The sequence below is a fragment of the Aeromicrobium sp. A1-2 genome, from assembly GCF_003443875.1.
In the GTDB taxonomy this organism is placed as follows: Bacteria; Actinomycetota; Actinomycetes; order Propionibacteriales; family Nocardioidaceae; genus Aeromicrobium.
On record NZ_CP027482.1, the window covers coordinates 3,249,304 to 3,267,624 of the forward strand.

At 68.3% G+C, this 18,321-nt stretch carries 19 protein-coding genes; 10 read left to right on the plus strand and 9 right to left on the minus strand.

Annotated features, from left to right (window positions below):
• Positions 1–9 precede the first annotated feature (9 nt).
• The 4 genes from C6I20_RS16010 to C6I20_RS16025 all read left to right on the plus strand — a co-directional run bounded on the left by C6I20_RS16010 (position 10) and on the right by C6I20_RS16025 (position 4,880).
• Positions 10–2,199 carry a 3-hydroxyacyl-CoA dehydrogenase NAD-binding domain-containing protein gene (locus C6I20_RS16010; protein WP_118397927.1) on the plus strand — a complete coding sequence of 730 codons (2,190 nt, stop codon included), beginning with the start codon at positions 10–12 and terminating at the stop codon, positions 2,197–2,199.
• Positions 2,200–2,357: 158 nt separating this feature from the next.
• On the plus strand, positions 2,358–3,338 hold the full coding sequence (locus C6I20_RS16015; protein WP_118397930.1) for an ATP-binding cassette domain-containing protein: 981 nt from the start codon (positions 2,358–2,360) through the stop codon (positions 3,336–3,338).
• Positions 3,335–4,180, plus strand: coding sequence for an ABC transporter permease (locus C6I20_RS16020; protein ID WP_118397933.1), 846 nt, complete (start codon positions 3,335–3,337; stop codon positions 4,178–4,180). The genes C6I20_RS16015 and C6I20_RS16020 overlap by 4 nt, the downstream gene beginning before the upstream one ends.
• Before the next feature lie 79 nt (positions 4,181–4,259).
• The gene (locus C6I20_RS16025) at positions 4,260–4,880 is read left to right on the plus strand and encodes an LON peptidase substrate-binding domain-containing protein (protein ID WP_118397936.1); all 621 of its coding nucleotides are present in this window, start codon (positions 4,260–4,262) and stop codon (positions 4,878–4,880) included.
• Here C6I20_RS16025 and C6I20_RS16030 read toward each other — a convergent pair.
• Both C6I20_RS16030 and C6I20_RS16035 read right to left on the minus strand, forming a co-directional pair.
• Positions 4,877–5,716: an SDR family oxidoreductase gene (locus C6I20_RS16030; RefSeq protein ID WP_118397939.1), complete on the minus strand. Its 840-nt coding sequence runs from the start codon at positions 5,714–5,716 to the stop codon at positions 4,877–4,879. The two genes, C6I20_RS16025 and C6I20_RS16030, sit on opposite strands and share 4 nt — an antisense overlap.
• A gap of 12 nt (positions 5,717–5,728) precedes the next feature.
• Positions 5,729–7,051 carry a cytochrome P450 gene (locus C6I20_RS16035; RefSeq protein WP_118397942.1) on the minus strand — a complete coding sequence of 441 codons (1,323 nt, stop codon included), beginning with the start codon at positions 7,049–7,051 and terminating at the stop codon, positions 5,729–5,731.
• A gap of 44 nt (positions 7,052–7,095) precedes the next feature.
• Between C6I20_RS16035 and C6I20_RS16040 the strand changes: the two genes are divergently transcribed.
• A complete protein-coding gene (locus tag C6I20_RS16040) occupies positions 7,096–7,713 on the plus strand; it encodes a TetR/AcrR family transcriptional regulator (RefSeq protein ID WP_118397945.1) in 618 nt (205 codons plus the stop codon).
• Between the two features lie 71 nt (positions 7,714–7,784).
• Here C6I20_RS16040 and C6I20_RS16045 read toward each other — a convergent pair whose 3' ends face one another.
• The 3 genes from C6I20_RS16045 to C6I20_RS16055 form a co-directional block, all read right to left on the minus strand.
• Positions 7,785–8,606 carry a DUF1206 domain-containing protein gene (locus C6I20_RS16045; RefSeq protein WP_118397948.1) on the minus strand — a complete coding sequence of 274 codons (822 nt, stop codon included), beginning with the start codon at positions 8,604–8,606 and terminating at the stop codon, positions 7,785–7,787.
• A gap of 71 nt (positions 8,607–8,677) precedes the next feature.
• A complete protein-coding gene (locus C6I20_RS16050; RefSeq protein ID WP_118397951.1) occupies positions 8,678–10,150 on the minus strand; it encodes an SDR family oxidoreductase in 1,473 nt (490 codons plus the stop codon).
• Positions 10,151–10,193: 43 nt separating this feature from the next.
• Positions 10,194–10,514, minus strand: a complete 321-nt coding sequence (locus C6I20_RS16055; RefSeq protein ID WP_118397954.1) for a hypothetical protein — start codon at positions 10,512–10,514, stop codon at positions 10,194–10,196.
• Positions 10,515–10,702: 188 nt separating this feature from the next.
• On the opposite strand from C6I20_RS16055, the gene C6I20_RS16060 reads away from it, so the two are divergent.
• Positions 10,703–11,125, plus strand: coding sequence for an OsmC family protein (locus tag C6I20_RS16060; RefSeq protein WP_118397957.1), 423 nt, complete (start codon positions 10,703–10,705; stop codon positions 11,123–11,125).
• A gap of 15 nt (positions 11,126–11,140) precedes the next feature.
• Here C6I20_RS16060 and C6I20_RS16065 read toward each other — a convergent pair whose 3' ends face one another.
• The 3 genes from C6I20_RS16065 to C6I20_RS16075 all read right to left on the minus strand — a co-directional run bounded on the left by C6I20_RS16065 (position 11,141) and on the right by C6I20_RS16075 (position 13,654).
• Positions 11,141–11,611 (minus strand): VOC family protein, encoded by a 471-nt coding sequence (locus C6I20_RS16065; RefSeq protein ID WP_118397960.1) that lies wholly within the window; start codon positions 11,609–11,611, stop codon positions 11,141–11,143.
• Between the two features lie 78 nt (positions 11,612–11,689).
• The gene (locus C6I20_RS16070) at positions 11,690–12,547 is read right to left on the minus strand and encodes an NAD(P)-dependent oxidoreductase (RefSeq protein ID WP_118397963.1); all 858 of its coding nucleotides are present in this window, start codon (positions 12,545–12,547) and stop codon (positions 11,690–11,692) included.
• A gap of 9 nt (positions 12,548–12,556) precedes the next feature.
• The gene (locus C6I20_RS16075) at positions 12,557–13,654 is read right to left on the minus strand and encodes an FAD-dependent oxidoreductase (RefSeq protein ID WP_118397965.1); all 1,098 of its coding nucleotides are present in this window, start codon (positions 13,652–13,654) and stop codon (positions 12,557–12,559) included.
• Positions 13,655–13,799: 145 nt separating this feature from the next.
• On the opposite strand from C6I20_RS16075, the gene C6I20_RS16080 reads away from it, so the two are divergent.
• The 4 genes from C6I20_RS16080 to C6I20_RS16095 all read left to right on the plus strand — a co-directional run bounded on the left by C6I20_RS16080 (position 13,800) and on the right by C6I20_RS16095 (position 16,772).
• Entirely contained in the window at positions 13,800–14,348 is a 549-nt protein-coding gene (locus C6I20_RS16080) for a hypothetical protein (protein WP_118397968.1), read from the plus strand.
• Positions 14,349–14,449: 101 nt separating this feature from the next.
• On the plus strand, positions 14,450–15,313 hold the full coding sequence (locus tag C6I20_RS16085) for an alpha/beta fold hydrolase (RefSeq protein ID WP_118397971.1): 864 nt from the start codon (positions 14,450–14,452) through the stop codon (positions 15,311–15,313).
• Complete coding sequence (locus C6I20_RS16090) at positions 15,310–16,065, plus strand: enoyl-CoA hydratase (RefSeq protein ID WP_118397974.1); 756 nt, start codon at positions 15,310–15,312, stop codon at positions 16,063–16,065. The genes C6I20_RS16085 and C6I20_RS16090 overlap by 4 nt, the downstream gene beginning before the upstream one ends.
• A gap of 11 nt (positions 16,066–16,076) precedes the next feature.
• Positions 16,077–16,772, plus strand: a complete 696-nt coding sequence (locus C6I20_RS16095; RefSeq protein WP_254052172.1) for a nitroreductase — start codon at positions 16,077–16,079, stop codon at positions 16,770–16,772.
• Positions 16,773–16,787: 15 nt separating this feature from the next.
• Here C6I20_RS16095 and C6I20_RS16100 read toward each other — a convergent pair whose 3' ends face one another.
• Complete coding sequence (locus tag C6I20_RS16100) at positions 16,788–18,206, minus strand: hypothetical protein (protein ID WP_118397977.1); 1,419 nt, start codon at positions 18,204–18,206, stop codon at positions 16,788–16,790.
• Positions 18,207–18,321: the final 115 nt, after the last annotated feature.

Below are 18,321 nucleotides of genomic sequence, written 5' to 3' on the forward strand. Positions count from 1 at the left end.
TACTCACACATGACTGAAGCAGTGCGTTACGAGGCCGAGGGCGGCATCGTCAATCTCGTCCTGGACGATCCCAACCAGAGCGCCAACACGATGAACCAGGACTACGCCGAAGCGATGGCGGGCGCGGTCGACCAGCTCCTCAAGGACATCGCAAACGACCCCGAGTCGATCAAGGGCGTCATCATCTCCTCGGCGAAGAAGACCTTCTTCGCCGGCGGTGACCTCAAGCTCATGACCCAGGCGAAGCCGGCGGACGCTCAGCGTCTGTTCGACGAGGTCGAGGGCATCAAGGCCTCGCTCCGCAAGCTCGAGACGTGTGGCAAGCCCGTCGTCGCGGCGATCAACGGCGCCGCGCTCGGTGGCGGACTTGAGATCGCGCTCTCGGCCCACCACCGCATCGCGGTCGACGGCGGCTACATGCTCGGTCTGCCCGAGGCCACGCTCGGACTGCTGCCCGGCGGCGGTGGCGTGACCCGCACGGTGCGGATGTTCGGCATCTCGGACGCCCTGATGAAGTTCCTGCTGCAGGGCACGCAGATGCGTCCGTCCAAGGCGCTGTCCGAAGGGCTGGTCGACGAGGTCGTCGCGACCCAGGACGAGCTGATCCCGGCCGCGAAGGCCTGGATCGAGGCCAACGCCGACAACGAGGACGCGGCAACCCAGCCGTGGGACCGCAAGGGCTACCGCATGCCCGGCGGCCTGCCGTCCAACCCCAAGCTCGCGGCGTTCCTGCCGGCGTTCCCCGCCAACCTGCGCAAGCAGACCAAGGGTGCGCTCTACAAGGCGCCGCGCAACATCATGAGTGCCGCGGTCGAGGGTGCGCAGGTCGACTTCGACACCGCGTCACGCATCGAGTCGCGCTACCTCGTCGAGCTCCTGGTCGGTCAGCAGTTCAAGAACATGACGCAGGCGTTCTTCTTCGATCTCGGTGCGATCAACGCCGGCAAGTCGCGACCTGACGGCATCGAGCCCACCCGGGCCGAGAAGATCGGCGTGCTCGGCGCCGGGATGATGGGCGCGGGCATCGCGTACGTCTCGGCGAAGGCGGGCTTCGACGTCGTCCTCAAGGACGTCGAGCTCGCCGCTGCCGAGAAGGGCAAGGCGTACAGCCAGAACATCGTCGACAAGGCCGTGTCCCGTGGTCGCATGACGCAGGACAAGGCCGACGAGCTGCTGGCCCGCATCACGCCGACCGCGGACTACGCCGATCTTGCCGGCGTCGACTTCGTCGTCGAGGCCGTCTTCGAGTCGGTCAAGCTCAAGCACGAGGTGTTCGGAGAGCTGGAGTCGATCGTCAAGCCCGACGCACTGCTCGGGTCCAACACGTCGACGCTGCCGATCACGATCCTGGCCGACGGCGTGAAGCGTCCCGAGGACTTCATCGGGATCCACTTCTTCTCACCGGTCGACAAGATGCCGCTGGTCGAGATCATCGCGGGCGAGAAGACGTCCGACGAGGCCATCGCGCGCGTCGTCGACTTCACCAAGGCGATCAAGAAGACCCCGATCGTCGTGGGCGACAGCCGCGGATTCTTCACCAGCCGGGTCATCGGCACGTTCGTCAACGAGGGCATCGGCATGCTCGCCGAAGGCGTCTCGCCGGTCTCGATCGAGCGGGCCACGACCCAGGCCGGTTTCCCGGCCCCCGTGCTCCAGCTGAGCGATGAGCTCAACCTCGAGCTGATGGTCAAGATCCGCAACGAGTCGAAGGCAGCGGTCGAGGCCGAGGGTGGCACGTGGCCCACGAACGCGGCCGAGGACGTCATCGACGCGATGATCGCGCTCGAGCGCCCGAGCCGCCTCAAGGGCGCAGGCTTCTACGAGTATGTCGACGGCAAGCGCCAGGGACTGTGGAGCGGACTCGCCGACAAGTTCCCCGTCGCGGCCGATCAGCCTGCGTTCGAGGACCTCAAGGAACGTCTGACGTTCATCATGAGCCTCGAGACGATCAAGTGCCTCGACGAGGGCGTGCTGCGCACGATCCCCGACGCCAACATCGGCTCGATCTTCGGCATCGGTTTCCCGGCGCTCCAGGGCGGCGCGATCCAGTACGTCAACGGCTACGAGGCTGCTGACGGCAGCATCGGCATCGCGGCGTTCACGGCTCGTGCGCAGGAACTGGCCAAGAAGTACGGCGACCGGTTCACCCCGCCGGCCTCGCTGCTGGAGAAGGCAAGCAAGGGCGAGAACTTCGCCTGACGTACCACTGCTGAACGACACGGACCCACGAGCCTTGGCTCGTGGGTCCGTGTCGTTGCGGCGCTGGAGGAGACCGCAACACGATTTGTCGGTAGCATCTGGTAATCCTATTCCTATTAGGAAGACTCGCACGCCATCGTTTGAGGAAAGGCACCAGCATGAGTGGCCCATTCGCCGTCGAGGCGATCGACCTGGTCAAGCACTTCGGTGACAACAAGGCTGTCGATGGAGTCAGCTTCGTCGTTCCGCAGGGCTCTGTGCTGGGCATCCTCGGTCCCAATGGGGCCGGCAAGACCACGACGGTCCGCATGCTCACGACCCTCAGCGTGCCCAGCAGTGGCACCGGGCGGGTCGCAGGGCACGACATCATCACCGAGCCCGAGGCGGTCCGCCGCAGCATGGGCCTGACCGGCCAGGCAGCGACGGTCGACGAGCACCTCACCGGCCGGGAGAACCTGTGGCTGATCGGTCGACTCTACGGACTGCCCAAGCCCTACGTCGCCCAGACGACCGAAGAGCTGCTTGAACGGTTCTCGCTGACCGAGGCCGGTGACCGGCCGGCCAAGACCTACTCCGGTGGCATGCGGCGGCGACTTGACCTTGCCGTGAGCCTGATCGCCGCTCCACCGGTGCTGTTCCTGGACGAGCCGACCACGGGACTCGACCCGCGCAGCCGCACCGAGCTGTGGGAGGTCCTCCGCGGGCTGGTGCGCGATGGCACGACCCTGGTCCTGACGACGCAATATCTTGAGGAGGCCGATCAGCTGGCTGACGAGATCATCGTGATCGACAAGGGACGGGTCATCGCCTCGGGCACACCGACGCAGCTCAAGGACCAGGCCGGCGAGGCCGCAGTCGTGCTGACGCTGACGCACGCCGCTGACCTCCCGGCGGCCGAGGCGCTGATGCGCCAGCACTCGCCCGAGGTCCACGTGGACGCTGGGGCGCGTCGGCTGACCGCCAAGGCCGATGGCCTTGGTGACATGTCGCGCATCGGCAACGCCTTCGATGCCAGCGGCATGGCCGTCGACGATCTGGGACTCAAGCGACCCAGTCTCGACGATGTCTTCCTGCACCTGACCGGCCACCGGGCCGACGATGTTGATGAGTCCGATGAGATGGAAGAGGTCCCCGCATGAGCGCCCCGAGCATGAGCATGGGCATGGCCGAGCGCCCTGCCGTGAACCCGCCCAGCCTGATGAGGTCCTCGGCGACCGTGGTGTGGCGCAACCTGATCCACATCAAGCGCATGCCCGAGATGTTGCTCGACGTGACGATCCAGCCCGTCATGTTCGTGCTGCTGTTCGCCTTCGTGTTCGGTGGTGCGATCTCGGTGCCCGGCGGCGGCAACTATCGCGAGTTCCTGTTGCCGGGCATCATCGTCCAGACCATCGTCTTCTCCTCGGCGATCACCGCGATGGGCATCTCGAACGATCTGTCCAAGGGCATCGTCGACCGGTTCAAGTCTTTGCCGATCTCCCGGTCCTCGGTCCTGGTAGGTCGCAGCATCTCGAGCCTGATCCACTCCAGCATCGGCATCACCGTGATGTCACTGACCGGCTTGCTGATCGGCTGGCGCATCCGCGACGGCCTGGTCGACGGTGTCCTGGCCTATCTCCTGCTGCTGCTGTTCGGATTCTCGATGATCTGGTTGGGCATCTGGATCGGATCGCTGATGCGCACGGTCGAGGCCGTGCAGGGCTTCATGTTCACCGTGATGTTCCCACTGACATTCGTCGCCAACACGTTCGCGCCGACCGGCAAGATGCCGACGGCACTGCGTGTCGTGGCGGAGTGGAACCCGGTCTCGGCGCTGACCCAGGCAACCCGGGAGCTGTGGGGGAATGCGCCGGCGGCGGCCGACAGCGCGGCGTGGCCGCTGCAGCACGCCGTGGCGGTCTCGATTGTCTGGCCGATCATCTTGACTGCGATCTTCGCGCCGCTGGCACTGCGCGCGTTCAAGGGCCGGTCGCAAGACTGATCCACCAGACACCTGGTCACAATGCAAGATCACGCGATTATCGATGCTCTGACCCGGGCTGCACGTGATTGGCTGAGGCATGGACGAGCTCATCGAGATGCCGATGTTCCCGCTCGGGTCGGTGCTCTTCCCGGCGATGCCGTTGTCGCTGCGGGTGTTCGAGCCGCGTTACATGGCGATGCTCGATGCGTTGCTGTCGACCGAGTGCCCGGAGTTCGGGGTCGTCCTGATCGAGCGGGGTCAGGAGGTCGGCGGAGGCGAGCAGCGGTTCAGTCATGGGACGGTTGCGCGGATCATCGAGGTCGCCAGCGACGAGGGCCACGTCAACGTGCTGGTGACCGGTCGGGACCGGATCGAGATCGTGGAGTGGCTGGAGGATTCACCCTTCCCGCGGGCGGTGGTGCGAGTCCTGCCGCTACTGCTGTGGGAAGAGGTGTGTGAGCCGCGCCGGGAGCAGACCGAGCTGCTCGTGCGCCGCACCCTGCAGCGCGCCAGCCGGCTCGACGAGCACCTGTGGCCGTCCACGATCGACCTCGACGACAATCCCGTCAACCACATTTGGCAGCTCGCCGGCATCGCGCCGATCGGGCCCCTGGACCAGGTCCGGCTGCTGGGTGCGCGCAGTGTTCGAGACCTGCTCGACTCGATTTTTGTCGCCGTCACCGACGTCGCCGAGTCGCTGGACCTGCGTTCGGGCTAGGCGTCGGAGTGGCCGCCGGCCCGACGCTCGTACTCGTTCCGGGCGGCAGCATCGACCTTGCTGAGGGCCTGGTCGGCGCCGATGGCGTGGCCGGCGGCATTGCGGACGCGCCGGGGCAGGGTGTTCATCGTGTAGAACAGTCCCTTGCTCCAGCCGGGCACCCACGTCTCGAACCGGGGCCGCCGGGCGACCTTGATGATTGCGCGGGCAACCTCGCCAGGCTCGACCGCGCGCATGCCCTTGGTTGCCGCGACACCGGCCGCAAGCTCGGTGGCGACCACGGTCGGTAGGACGCATGACACGTCGATACCGGCCGGCGCGAGCTCGGACTGCATCGCCTCGGAGAAGCCGACAACGGCGAACTTGCTGGCGCTGTAGGTCGCGCCGTTGGCGACGGCGATACGACCGACGGCGGAGGCGACGTTGATGATGTGTCCGCGCCCGCGGGCGATCATGTCCGGCGCGACGAGCTTGGTGCCGGTGATGACACCCCGGAGATTGATGTCCAGGATCCTGTCGGTCGCCTGGTCCGTCTCGTCCACGAGTGCCGACAGGGGCATGATGCCGGCGTTGTTGACCAAGATGTCGATGGGACCGAGGGTGGCGGCGAACTCGATGAACCGCGCGTACGACGCGCGGTCGGCGACGTCGACGACATGACCCACCGCTCGACCGCCGATCTGCAGGGCGGCCTTCGCGGCCACATCGTCGTCGAGGTCGCCGATCACCACGATGGCGCCTGCGGCAGCGAACTGTGTGGCGGTGGCGAGACCGATCCCTCGGCCCGCTCCGGTGATCACGACGATCTGGTCGTCAAGGCTGGTGAGTCGCGGCATGGTGTCTCCTGCTCAGAGGGGGGTGAGGTGGATGGGCTGGCCATCCTTGGGGAATGGCAGCGACTGATAGTTCATGGGTGCGGCGTAGTCGGGGTCGACGGTCCACGTGAAACGTCGCAGCAGGTGCACCAGGATCGTCTTGACCTCGGCGCCGGCGAAGAACATGCCGATGCACTTGTGCACGCCGCCGCCGAAGGGCTCCCAGGCGTGCCGGTGCACCTTGTCCTCGCGGCGGTCATCGGCGAATCGTTCGGGATCGAAGCGTTCGGGATCGGGCCACAGCTCCTCCATGTGGTGGGAGAGGTGCAGCATCACCACGACGAGCCGGTCGGCGGGAATATGGTGTCCGAGCACCTCGGTGTCCTTGACGGTCTTGCGGGCCAGCACCGGCACGGGCGGCACGAGCCGCAGGCTCTCCTTCATGACCAGGTCGATGGCCGTGAGTCCGTCCAGATCTGCCAGCGAGGGGTGCTCGGGCAGTGCCATCGCCTCGTCCCGGCATCGCTGCTGCCACTCGGGGTGCTGCCCGAGATGCTGCATCATCGTCGAGACCGTGATGGTCGACGTGTCGTGCGCTGCCATCAGCAGGAAGATCATGTGGTTGACGATGTCCTCGTCGCTGAACGTCTCGCCGTCCTCGGTTGTGACCTGGCACAGCACCGAGAACAGGTCGGTGCCGGGATTGGCGCGCTTCTCGGCGAGGTGGCGACCGAAGAACTCCTCGAGCAGGGTTCGTCCGCGCAGTGCCCGTCCCCACCGGGTCCCCGGAATGTTCAACCGCAGGAGTGCGGTGGCCGACTGGACGCAGTCGATGAAGGCGCGGTTGACCCGGTCCAGCTCATCGGGAGTGGCCAGGTCGGCACCGCCCATGAACACCGTCGTGGCCAGGTCGAGGGTCAACGACTTGAGTGCGGGATATGCGCGGAAGCCGTTGCCGGGCTCCCACTGGTCCAGGCCCGCGACGACCGCCGGCTGCAGCGCCTCGGTGTAGCGCTCGAGGTGGTCTCGGGTGAAAGCCGACTGCATGATGCGGCGATGACGGTGGTGCTCCTCGAAATCCAGCAGCATCAGTCCGCGATCGAAGAAAGGTCCGACGAGGTAGCCCCAGCCGTCGCCACTGGCGAACGCCTTGTCGGCGTTGCGCAGTGCGACGTCGCAGGCGTCCGGCCCGAGCAGGGCGGTCCACCGCTTGCCGATGAAGTCCATCTCCGAGACCGCGCCGAATCGGTCGTACTGGCCACGCATCATCGCGAGCGGGTCCCGCACATAGGCAATGGTCTGGCCCACATAGGGCAGTCCGCGGCGGCGCGGCGGCGTGGTCGTGGTCACAGTCATGTGGACATCTTGATTCAGACAGGACGCTCTGTCAATATGAAGTCATGGCAGTCAAAGCAGGCACATACCGCGGCATGAGCGCCGAGGAGCGTCGGGCGGACAGGCGATCCCGGCTGCTCGCGGCGGCGCTGGAGGTGTGGGGGCGAGACGGCGGACCCAAGGTCACGATGACCCGGATCTGCGCCGAGGCAGGCCTGACCGAGCGCTACTTCTACGAGAGCTTCGACGGCCTGGACGCCGCACTCGTCGCGGTGCTCGACGAGATCGCCGACGAGATCACCCTCCGCACCGTCGCGGCCCTGGCCAGCGCACAGGGCGGTCCGACGGAGCGGGTGCGGGCCAGCATCGGCGAGTTCGTGCGGATCCTGACCGACGACCCCCGCAAGGGACGGGTCGCGATCGTGGAGTCAGTCGCCCATGACGCCATGCGGGCACGCCGGGCTGAGGTGCTGCGTGAGTTTGCCGAGCTCGCGGCCCGTGAGGCGCGCGAGCTCTATGGTCCCGAGGCGTGGAGCGAGTCCGAGGGCCGGATGGCCGCAACGATGTTCATCGGCGGCGTCGCCGAGCTCGTCACCGCCTGGATCGAGGGGGTCATCACCGCGACGCCCGACGAGCTCACCGCCGCGGCGACTACTCACTTCACCGCGACGGCGCACCGCTGAGGAATCACTCGGTCGTGGGCGCCAGCTCTTGGACCTTCCTGCTCCCACCGTGTGGCAGCCGCAGCCGCTCTTCAGCGGGCCTTGACGTAGCGCGCCCAGGCGAGGCAGAACAGGCCGAAGACCGCGAGGCCGAGGGCGACCAACGTCAGCAGGACGGGGCCGTACGGCTGCTCCCGAACCGTCTTGAGGGCATCGTCCAACCCGCCCGCCTTGTCGGGGTCGTACGAGATCGCTGCCCAGCCGAACAGCATGCCGACCGGTGCGATTGCGATCCCCTTGCCGACGTAGCCGATCCGTCCGGCGGCCAGGACTCCCGCTCCGGAGGAGCCTGCTGTGGCGCGAGCCTCGAGGTCGTGCGCGAATCCATCTGTGACGCCGCGCCGCACATGGTTGACGGCGAGCGCGATGATGATCAGGCCCACCAGGGCGACCAGGACACGACCGGCGGGGACCGCCAGCAGCCGGGCCGTGAGACCTTCCTCAGTGGAGTCGCCGCCACCTGAACCCCCCGAGCCCGACGCGATACGTACCGCCGATCCGGCCAGCGCGGCGTAGACGCCGGCCCGCCCCACCGCGGCCAACCGCTTGAGGGTGCGCCGCCGGTTGTCGTCCTCCGACTCGTGGCCCCAGAGGGCGGTCAGGAGCTGCCACACCGTCAGGGCGGCAAGCCCGGCCGCGGCAATCCACAGCAGCACCTCGCCGAAGGGTTTTTGGGCGATCTCACGCAGTGCACCACCGCTGCTGGCGTCGCCACCGCCGCTCCACGCGATCTGCAGGGCGATCCATCCGATCAGCAGGTGCACCACGCCGTAGGACACCAGCCCGACGCGGGCCGCGGCGCGCATCGTCGTGCTGTGCCGGGCCTGTCTGCCCTGCTGTTCCACATCTCCCATTTCGTGCTCCCTCTCGCCCGGCCGATCTTGTCAGAGGGCGGAGGAACCCGCATCCGCAGCGGGATGGCCGATCAGGACTCCAGCGCCTCGGCGGCCTTGGCGATGTTCTTCTGCATCGAGCCGAAAATGATGCCGTGGAACGGGTAGATCGACCACCAGTAGAGGTGCCCGAAGAGCCCTCGGGGGTGGAACAGGGCGCGGTGATGGAATGTCGTCGTGCCCCCGTCGGTGGACCCGACCTCGAGCTCGAGCCAGGCCAGTCCCGGCAGCTTCATCTCCGCACGGAGGCGCAGGAATGACTGGTCGTCGGTCTCCTCGACCCGCCAGAAATCCAGGGCGTCGCCGACCCGGAGATCCTTGGCATTGCGGCGTCCGCGACGCAGGCCAGGGCCTCCGACGGCGCGGTCAAGGATGCCGCGCACCCACCAGGCGAGCGCCCAGGAGTACCAGCCGTTCTTGCCGCCGATGCCCTCGATGATGGCCCAGAGATGCTCGGGACTGGCGTTGACCTCGCGGGTCCGTTCGTCCTCGTACAGCGAGCCACCGGCCCAGTCCGGATCGGTCGGCAGCCCCTCGGACGGTGCTCCGGCAGTTGATGCGGATGACCAGCGGGTGGGCACGTCGAGGTTCTGGATCTTGGTCAGCGCCAGCTGGACCGCCCGATCGAAGCCGATCAGCCCATCGGCTGGATCCGGGACGTACTCCTTGATGTCGGTCTCGGCGGCGACCACGGTGTTCTTGAGCGACTCGACCAGCGGACGGGCCAGGCTCGCCGGCACGGGTGTGATGAGCCCGACCCAGTGGCTCGACAGTCCGGGCGACAGGATCGGAACCGGCAGCACGCGGCGCTTGGCCAGTCCGGCGACCGCGGCATAGCGCTGCATCATCTCGAAGTACGTCAGCACGTCGGGACCGCCGATGTCGAAGCGCCGGTTGACGTCGTCGGGCAATGTCGCGGAACCGACGAGATAGCGCAGGACATCTCGGATCGCGATGGGCTGGATCTTGGTGTGCACCCACTTCGGAGTCACCATGACCGGCAGTCGCTCGGTCAGGTAGCGGAGCATCTCGAACGACGCCGAGCCCGATCCGATCACGACGCCGGCCTGGAGCACCGCCGTCGGTACGCCGGAGTCGAGCAGGATGTCACCGACCTCCTCGCGGGAGCGCAGGTGTTCCGACAGGTCCTCGCTCGAGGGATTCATGCCACCCAGGTAGACGATGCGGCGCACCCCGGCGCGCTTGGCCTCGGCGGCGAATGTCTCGGCCATCTTCTTCTCGGTCTCGCCGAAGTCGTGTCCGGTGCCGATCGAGTGCAGCAGGTAGTAGAGGACGTCGACGTCCTTCATCGCGCTGGCCACACCTTCGGCGTCGGACGCGTCGCCGACCGCGATCTCGACGTCGTCGGCCCAGTCCCGGGCCCGGGCCTTGCGCTCGTCGCGGACCAGGACGCGCACGTCGTGGCCCGCCTCGAGAAGCTGTGGCACGAGTCGGCCGCCGACGTAGCCGGTCGCTCCGGTGACGAGACTGCGTGGAGAGGTCATGTGTCCAGTGTTGGCGTTTCGGGGGTCACGCGCACGCCGAGCGTCACGTGAGAAGCCGCACTCCGAGGTCTTGATAGGCGAAACAGTTGGGGAAGGCGTGCGGTGTCATGGGGCGGCCGGTCGGCGTGGTGGACCCGGGGTCGGCCGGGATGTCCGGGCACTGGCGCGCGTACCAGTCGTTGCGCAGGACAAACCGATCGTCGACCACGGTGCCGAGGTAGCTTCCCTCGCGGTCGACCGCGTCGTGGTCGTCCCACGGGAACCAGCCGATCCAGTGGCCATGCAGGTCAAAGACGTGCGGGTCGGTCCACGTGCGTCTGAACGCGATGGGCTCGCCCCCCATGTCAAACAGGTAGACGCTCATCCGAGACTGTCCTTCCGGTGCTTCTGTTCCGACGGTACGTTCGCCCGCCGACATTCGTGGACATTCAGCCCGCGACAGGCGGAAATGACTCGGAAGGATCAGATCGGCTAGTCCGGTCGGGCTCGTCTCCACCACTCGATCAACCGTGTGTGGCCCGTCTGCGTGACGCATCGCGCTAGCGTCTGATCATGACGAATGACACCGAACGCTCCGTCGAGCTGGTCCGCACGGGCAAGGCGCGGTTCCGGGCCACCAACGTGCGTGGGGGGACCCTTGACTTCGGCGAGGGCGACGACACGGACTTCACCCCGGTCGAGCTGCTGCTCGTGGCGATCGCCGGCTGCAGCGCGATCGACGTCGACCACCTCGTCGGCAAACGGGTCGCCCCGGACTCCTTCTCGGTCGGGGTGCGGGCCGACAAGATCCGCGACGACCTCGGCAACCGGCTGACCGACATCCGGCTCGCCTTCGAGGCCGCGTTCCCCGAGGGGCCGGACGGCGATCAGGCGCGAGAGCGGATGCCAGCATCCGTGGCGCTGTCGCACGACCGGCTGTGCACTGTCGCGCGCACCGTCATCGTGGGCACCGAGGTCGAGGCGATCGTCGGGTAGGACCGGGCTCCGGCGTCAGGACGTGCCGTCGAAAGCGTCCTGCAGGTCCTGGATGCTGAGCCGAGTCATCTGCAGCATCGCGGCCTGGGCCCGGCCGGCGGCCTCCCGATCGGGATCGCCGAGCAGGCGGGGCAGGGCCGTCGGGATGACCTGCCACGAGAGCCCGAAGGCATCGGTCAGCCAGCCGCACGGACCCTGCTTGCCGCCTCCGGCGAGGAGTGCCTCGGAGATCGAGTCGACCTCGTGCTGCGTCTCGACGCTGACCGACAGGGAGAACGCCTCGGTCAGGGTGTGGTGTGGACCGCCGTTCATGAGCGTGAGGGCCTGACCCTGCAGGCGGATCGTCGCGAGGAACAACGAGCCGTCCGGCAACCGCTGCTCATCGAGCAGCTCGGTCGTGTCGAAAACCGCGAGATAGCGCTGGATCGCGGCGTCGGCATTGTCGACGAACCACAGGAACGGGGTGACGGTGACGTGGCTGCTCATGCGCCTGCTCCTTCTGCCGGTACGTATCGGTACTTCTCCGGGGTTGCGAGATGTGCGTCGAGCGGGCCTCGCCGGCGGTCAGTGCAGGCGGAGTTCGGGGTTGTGCGGGCCCTTGGGCTCGACCCAGAAGTCCAGCGCCAGGTCTGCTTCAGTGCCACCGTTGAGATAGATCGAGAAGTCCGTGACGCCGGCATCCTCGAGGATGTCGTCGTCGATCAGGAACTGGCCGGTGAAGTCCCGGCTCGACCGGTTGAGGATCTCGTAGGCCGCGTCGGCCATGATCTCCGGCGTGCGCGAGTGGCTCGCCAGCCCGGCACCGACGACGTTGCGCACGGCCGCGGTGTCGATCGCGGTGCGCGGCCACAGCGCGTTTGCGGCGATGCCGAACTCGCGCAGCTCCTCGCTGAGGCCCAGCGTCACCAGGCTCATGCCGAACTTCGCGATCGTGTACGCCGTGCTGGTCGCGAACCACTTGGGATCCAGGGTGATCGGCGGCGACAGCGTGAGGATGTGGGCGTTGTCGGACTTCTTCAGCCACTCGATCGATGACTTGGCCAGTAGGAACGACCCGCGAGTGTTGATGTCGTTCATCAGGTCGTACTTCTTCATCGTGACGTCCGACGTGCTGGACAGGTCGATCGCGCTCGCGTTGTTGACCACGATGTCGATGCCACCGAACGCCTCGGCGGTCTTGGCGACGGCATCGAGCACGAAGTCGTCGTCGCGCACATCGCCGACGAGGGGCAGCGCCTTGCCTCCGACCGCCTCGATCGCCGCGGCGGCGGTGTAGATCGTGCCGGGGAGCTTGGGGTGCGGCTCGGTGGTCTTGGCCAGGAGCGCCACGTTGGCGCCGTCCTTGGCGGCGCGGACCGCGATCGCTTCGCCGATCCCGCGGGATCCGCCGGACATGATGATGGTCTTGCCTGCAAGTGACATGGCCACACCCTAGAGGTTGTCGCGGTGCGCCGAAACGGTGAATCGGTGCTCGGGGGTCGTTGTACCCGCCACGAGGTCGGCGATCATGGCCCCGACCAGCGGCACGAACTTGAAGCCATGCCCGGAGAATCCAGTGGCCACCGTGAGTCGGCCGATGCGGTCGATGACGAAGTCGTCCTCGGCGAGCCCGCCGTACAGGCACGTGCCCGCAGCCAGGCTGCTCGGCACGACGCCGGGCACCCAGTCCGTGACGTAGGCGCGCAGGTCGTCGATCTCCGCGGCGACGACGGGAACGTCATGGCGGTCCGGATCCACGACCACGCCGCCACCGTGGAAGCCCACCTTGATGCCGTGGGGGGACGGCAGCCCATAGGCCTCCGGCACCGCGCGCCCGTCCGCTCCGACACGGCGGTGGATGAACGTCGGCCAGGTGGCGCGGGGATCGACTGCTGCGAAGTGCGCGGGCTGCACCTGGGTCGCGACGTCGTCGGGAAGATCGGCAAGCCGGTGGCTCCACACGCCAGCGGCGAGCACGACGTGGTCGGCGTTGAGCACGCCGTCGCCGGTTACGACGCGCATGCCGCCCGCGGTCTCCTCGACCGCCGTGACCCGGGTGCGCGGACGCAGCTCGGCGCCATGCTCGGCGGCCCCCCGCTGCAGGATGCTCAGTGTGTTGTCGGGGTGCGCGACACCCCCGTCGGGCTGGAACAGCACCGTGTCGTCGAATCTCAGGCCGGGCCACCGTCGGGCTGCGTCACTCGGTGTCAGGAGCTCGTGGGCCACGTCCTCGGCCTCAAGTGCCGCGACGAACGGTTCGAGCAGCCAGCGTGGACCGTGGTCGACGCTCCCGGTCCGGCGGAACACCTCGAGGTCGGTGCCGTCCTGCAGCCGGTCCCACAGCGGCCGTGCCCGCATGGCAAGGCGGACGTAGAACCGGTCGTCGTAGACCAGACGCACGATGCGCGAGCTTCCGTGGGAGCTTCCGCGCGCGTGCAGCAGGTCGTGCTGCTCGAGAACCGTCACGGCGTGACCACGCCGCGCCAGCTCGTGGGCGGCGCTGGACCCCATCGCGCCGGCGCCGACCACCAGCACGCTGGGCAGTGACATGCGGGATCCTCTCGGCCTGGCGTGTGTCGATCGTGCCGCGGCCGTCACCTACGGTCAATACCGACGGCAGGTGGTCAGGCAGGTCGTCCTGGACCCGCAGGCCAGTGCGGTCCTGGGAGCCCAGTTCTGAGAGTGAGGGAGTGACATGGCGTGGATCTCAGGAGCGGGCTCGGAGCTCGAGCCCCATGACGCCCGGTCGATCCGGGTCCTCGGGATCGTCCCCCTGGGATGGACGCTCGCGGCCGTCGTCGCGCAGGTCATCCTGACGGCCGTGCTGGTCCCACGCCTGCCTGCCACCATCGAGCTCCATGTCGTCGGCGCGGTCTCCTCCGGTCCAGGCCACTACCGGGTTGCGGTCGACGGCCTGGTCCTCACGATGTGGATCCTCTTGGCGGTGCTCGCCCTGGTCAGCGTCGGGCTCGCGCTCCTCGCCGCCGTGGGACGGTCCACGCCGGTGACGTCGGCGGCGGCCGCCGTCGTGGCCTGTCTGATCCCCACCGGGCTGGGCCTCCTCGTGGCGAGTGTGCTGCCGCAGGTGGGGGCGAGCGCGCCGGCGGAGGTGGGCACGAGCGGTGGGGGAGGCTCGGCCTGGGCGACGGTGGGGCTCGTCGTGGGGCTCGCGCTCGGGCTGGTCAGCGTGCTGGCTCTGCCCCAGAAGGTCCGTGGAAGGAATGCCGCTCGCTCGCAGCCATGAGACGTCTGCGTGGGCCCGGGGTGTCCGCCGCGCCCGGGGCGTCCGTCGATCGCGCCGCGGCCATCATTTACAGTCAATACTGACGGTAAGTGAGGAAGTTCATGGCTCCAGAGGTACCAGCATGGTTCGCCGAGGCGCTCGCGCAGTCGCACGACGCGTGCGAGGTCGAGGTCGACGGAGCCCGCATCAGTTATCGCGCGTGGGGCAAGCCGGGCCTACCGGTCGCGGTCCTGGTGCACGGCGGCGCGGCCCACGCCGGCTGGTGGGACCACGTGGCACCACACCTGGCGACGGGCCACCGTGTCCTCGCGGTCGACCTGTCGGGTCACGGGGACAGTGCCCACCGCGACCGATACACCCTCACGACGTGGGCTGACGAGATCATGGCGGTTGCCGCCGCCGAGTCAGACGAGCCGCCGGTCCTGCTCGGCCACAGCATGGGCGGATTCGTCGTGCTGACCGCCGCCCAGAAGTACGGCGCCGCGGTCCGTGGCGCGGCAGCGATCGATTCGCCGGTCCGCGAGATGTCGCCGGAGGCGCGCGCCTGGGTCGCGACCGCCAAGGAGATACCGGGCAGCAAGACGTATCCCGACCGGGCCACGATCCTGAGTCGCTTCCGCACGTTGCCGGCCGACGGCGCGGGCCTGCCGTACGTGCGTGAGCACCTCGCGGCGGGCTCGATCCGTGAGACCGAGGGCGGGTGGACGTGGAAGTTCGATCCACGTATCTTCCTGCGCTCGATGATGGAGCCTGAGGAGCTCGCCGCTGCGGCCTGCGACATCGCCCTGATCCGCGGCGAGCGCGGCATGGCCACGACCGACATCACCGACGTCGTCGCCGAGCGGCTGGGTCGGGACGTCCCCGTCACGATGATCCGCGACGCCGGCCACCACATCATGCTCGACCAGCCCATCGCGCTCATCGCGGTGCTGCAGACCCTGCTCGGCCAATGGAGGAACCCATGAGTGATTCCGTGCTTCTCGACACCAGCGACGGTGTCCTCACCATCACGTGGAACGAGCCCGAGCGCCTCAATGCGCTGACCGCGGAGATGCTTCACGACGCGGCCGCCGCGATCGAAGGGGTCGGCCCGGACGTTCGGCTCATCGTGGTGACCGGCACGGGGAGGGCGTTCTGCTCGGGTGCCGCTCTGGGCCCGGGGTTCGACGGGTCTGCGACGTTGGACGGCGCCAACCGGCTGGTCCGCGCCATCACCAGGACCCCCGTCCCGGTGCTCAGCGCGGTCAACGGCATCGCAGCGGGCGTCGGCTGCTCGATCGCGATCGCCGCAGACATCACGCTGGCCAAGAGCTCGGCGTACTTCCTGCTGGCGTTCATCAACATCGGGCTGATGCCCGATGGCGGCGCGACCGAGCTCGTCGCGGCGTCGATCGGCCGGGCCCGCGCCAACCAGATGGCGATGTTGGGCGAGCGGTTGGCCGCCGATACCGCCGCCGAGATCGGCCTGATCCACAAGTCGGTCGACACCGAGGAGTACGACGCGGAGCTCGCCGCACTCGTCACCAAGCTGGGCCACGGCCCCACCGTCGCGCTCGGCCAGACCAAGGCGGCGATCGCGGCGACCACCTTGACCCACCTCGATGCCGCGCTGGACCGCGAGCGGGAGAGCCAGATCGGGCTGTTCGACACGGCGGACGCGGCCGAGGGTGGCACGGCCTTCGTCGAGAAGCGCAAGCCGGAGTTCACCGGACGATGAGCGAGGACACGATGAGCGAGGACACGATGAGCGACTTCGAGGTCGTGGACCGGGTCCTGACCGCACGACGCAGCTGCCGGGGATTCCTTCCCGACGAGGTGTCGCGCGATGTCACCGAACGGCTGCTGTCTGCTGCCCAGCACACCGCGTCGTGGTGCAACACCCAGCCGTGGCAGGTCCACATCGTGTCGGGCGAGGCCAAGGAGGCGCTGTCGAAGGCCGCAGTCGAGAACGTCCTCGCGACGCTCGGGCAGCCCGCCCCATCTGACTTCCCCTTCCCCGCGGCCTACACCGGCGTCTACGACGTGCGTCGCAAGGAGGTCGGCTGGCAGCTCTACGAGGCGGTCGGCGTCGTCCGCGGTGACCGTGACGGATCCGCGATGCAGATGCTCCGCAACTTCGAGTTCTTCGGAGCTCCGCACATCGCGATCATCACGACCGCCGCGGACCTGGGTGTCTACGGGGCGATCGACTGCGGTCTCTACGTCAACTCGTTCATGCTCGCCGCCGAGGCATGGGGCCTCGGCACGTGCGCCCAGGCCGCGATGGGGCAGGTCGCGCCGGCGATCCGCGAGCAGCTGGCCCTGCCGGACGACCGGCTGGTCGTCTGCGGGATCGCGTTCGGCCACCCCGATCCCGACCACCCGACGGCGCAGTTCACGTCGACCCGGGCCGCGATCACGGACGCCGTCACCTTCGTCGACTGACCGCGCAGCCGGACTTCACCCCCGGAGCGCGCCGATGCCCAGCACTGCGGCGAGGCCCAGCGCGCTGCGTGGGTGGTAGGCCGAGGTCCACAGTCCCCCGTGCGCGGCGTTGACCGCTTCGTCCTGCCACGGCTCGGCCTGCGGGGCCGTGTCGGCGCGCAGGTCGTACGCCAGCAGGGCCGCCATCAACGTGTTGCTGGTGGCCGGCTCGAACACCTCGACGCCGAATCGGTGCGCACCTGCGTAGGCCGCGGCCAGGGCCTTGTTCTTGACGACCGAGCGGGTGCGCGTCGCGGGGGCGACATTGAGCGACACCGTCGTGCCAGCCTGCCGGGCCGTGGTGGCCCGCCACCGCTGGAGGCGCTTGGCCAGCGCGTAGTTGGGACCCTGTTGGGGCACCAGGGCGTCGCAGATCCCGGGGTCCGCGCCGGGCGGGTAGTTGCGCTGGAGCAGTCGGCCACCGCTGATCATCCGCAGGGGAGCGCGCACGAGTCGCGAGGAATCGGCGTACGCCTGATTGGCCATGGCGACCTCCTCGGCCGGCACCGCGAACGTGTCGGTCGGTGTGGCGAGGAACGCCAGGGCGGTCTCGGGCCGCTGCTGGGTCAGGTGCGTCGCGAGCGCGTCGGCCGCCATCGACACACGCACGTGCATCGAGCCGTCGGCGTAGCAGTAGTTGCCCAGGACGAGCCGACCATCGATCCCGTCGAGCCAGTGCGCGACGGCCGACAGCTCGGTGACCAGGTCGGCACCCGAGTCGTCGTCGCCGTTGGTCATGATGCGGGCGGGGACGTGGACCCGGCCGGCCGACTCCTCGGCGTGTGCGCGCACCCGCGCCTGCATGTCGGGGTTCGGCAGGTCGATCGCGACGATCTCGGCCCCCCAGCGGAGCAGGGCGCGGTATGGCGCCATTTCGGCGCCGGCGCCGAGGATGACGATCGTGTCGCCCTCCAGCCGGAGCCACGAAGGGTTGGCCTGCACGGTCTTGAGGGCATCGGCACACGACTGCGTGATGATTCCGGTCGCGGCCCACACCTCGATCTGGTCGGTCAGCGCCTTGCCGCCGAGCCGCTCGCCGCGGTACGGGACCGTGAGCTGGGTTTCGGCCGCGGCGGTGCCCTGGATCGTGCGGGTGTGGAACACCTGCGACAGCGCGGTGCCGCTGATCGCCTCGTCGAGCCCGACGTCACCGAATCGCATGGCGCCGCGGGCGGCGGCCAGCCCGTCCGCAGCGATCGCCTGCGCTGCGGGTGGCTCACCGATGCCGGCCTCGACCGCTCGCCTGAAGTGACTCAGGTAGTTGCGCCGCCAGCTCGTCTCGTTCTCGACCGCCCGCGCTCCCACGGGATCGGCCTTGCGCAAGGCCTCGGACAGGATCGTGCGTGCAGTTGCCGACGTGCTCTCGGTGGAGAACGCCACTCCCAGGGTGCTCATCGGCTCAGCGTAGGAGTGTTCAGGGGTTACTCACGAGTCGCCCTACGAAAAAAAGTTCCCCACGAGCAAGATCATTTCCAATCTCACCAATCCTTCGGCAGAACGGTGGCGAAGC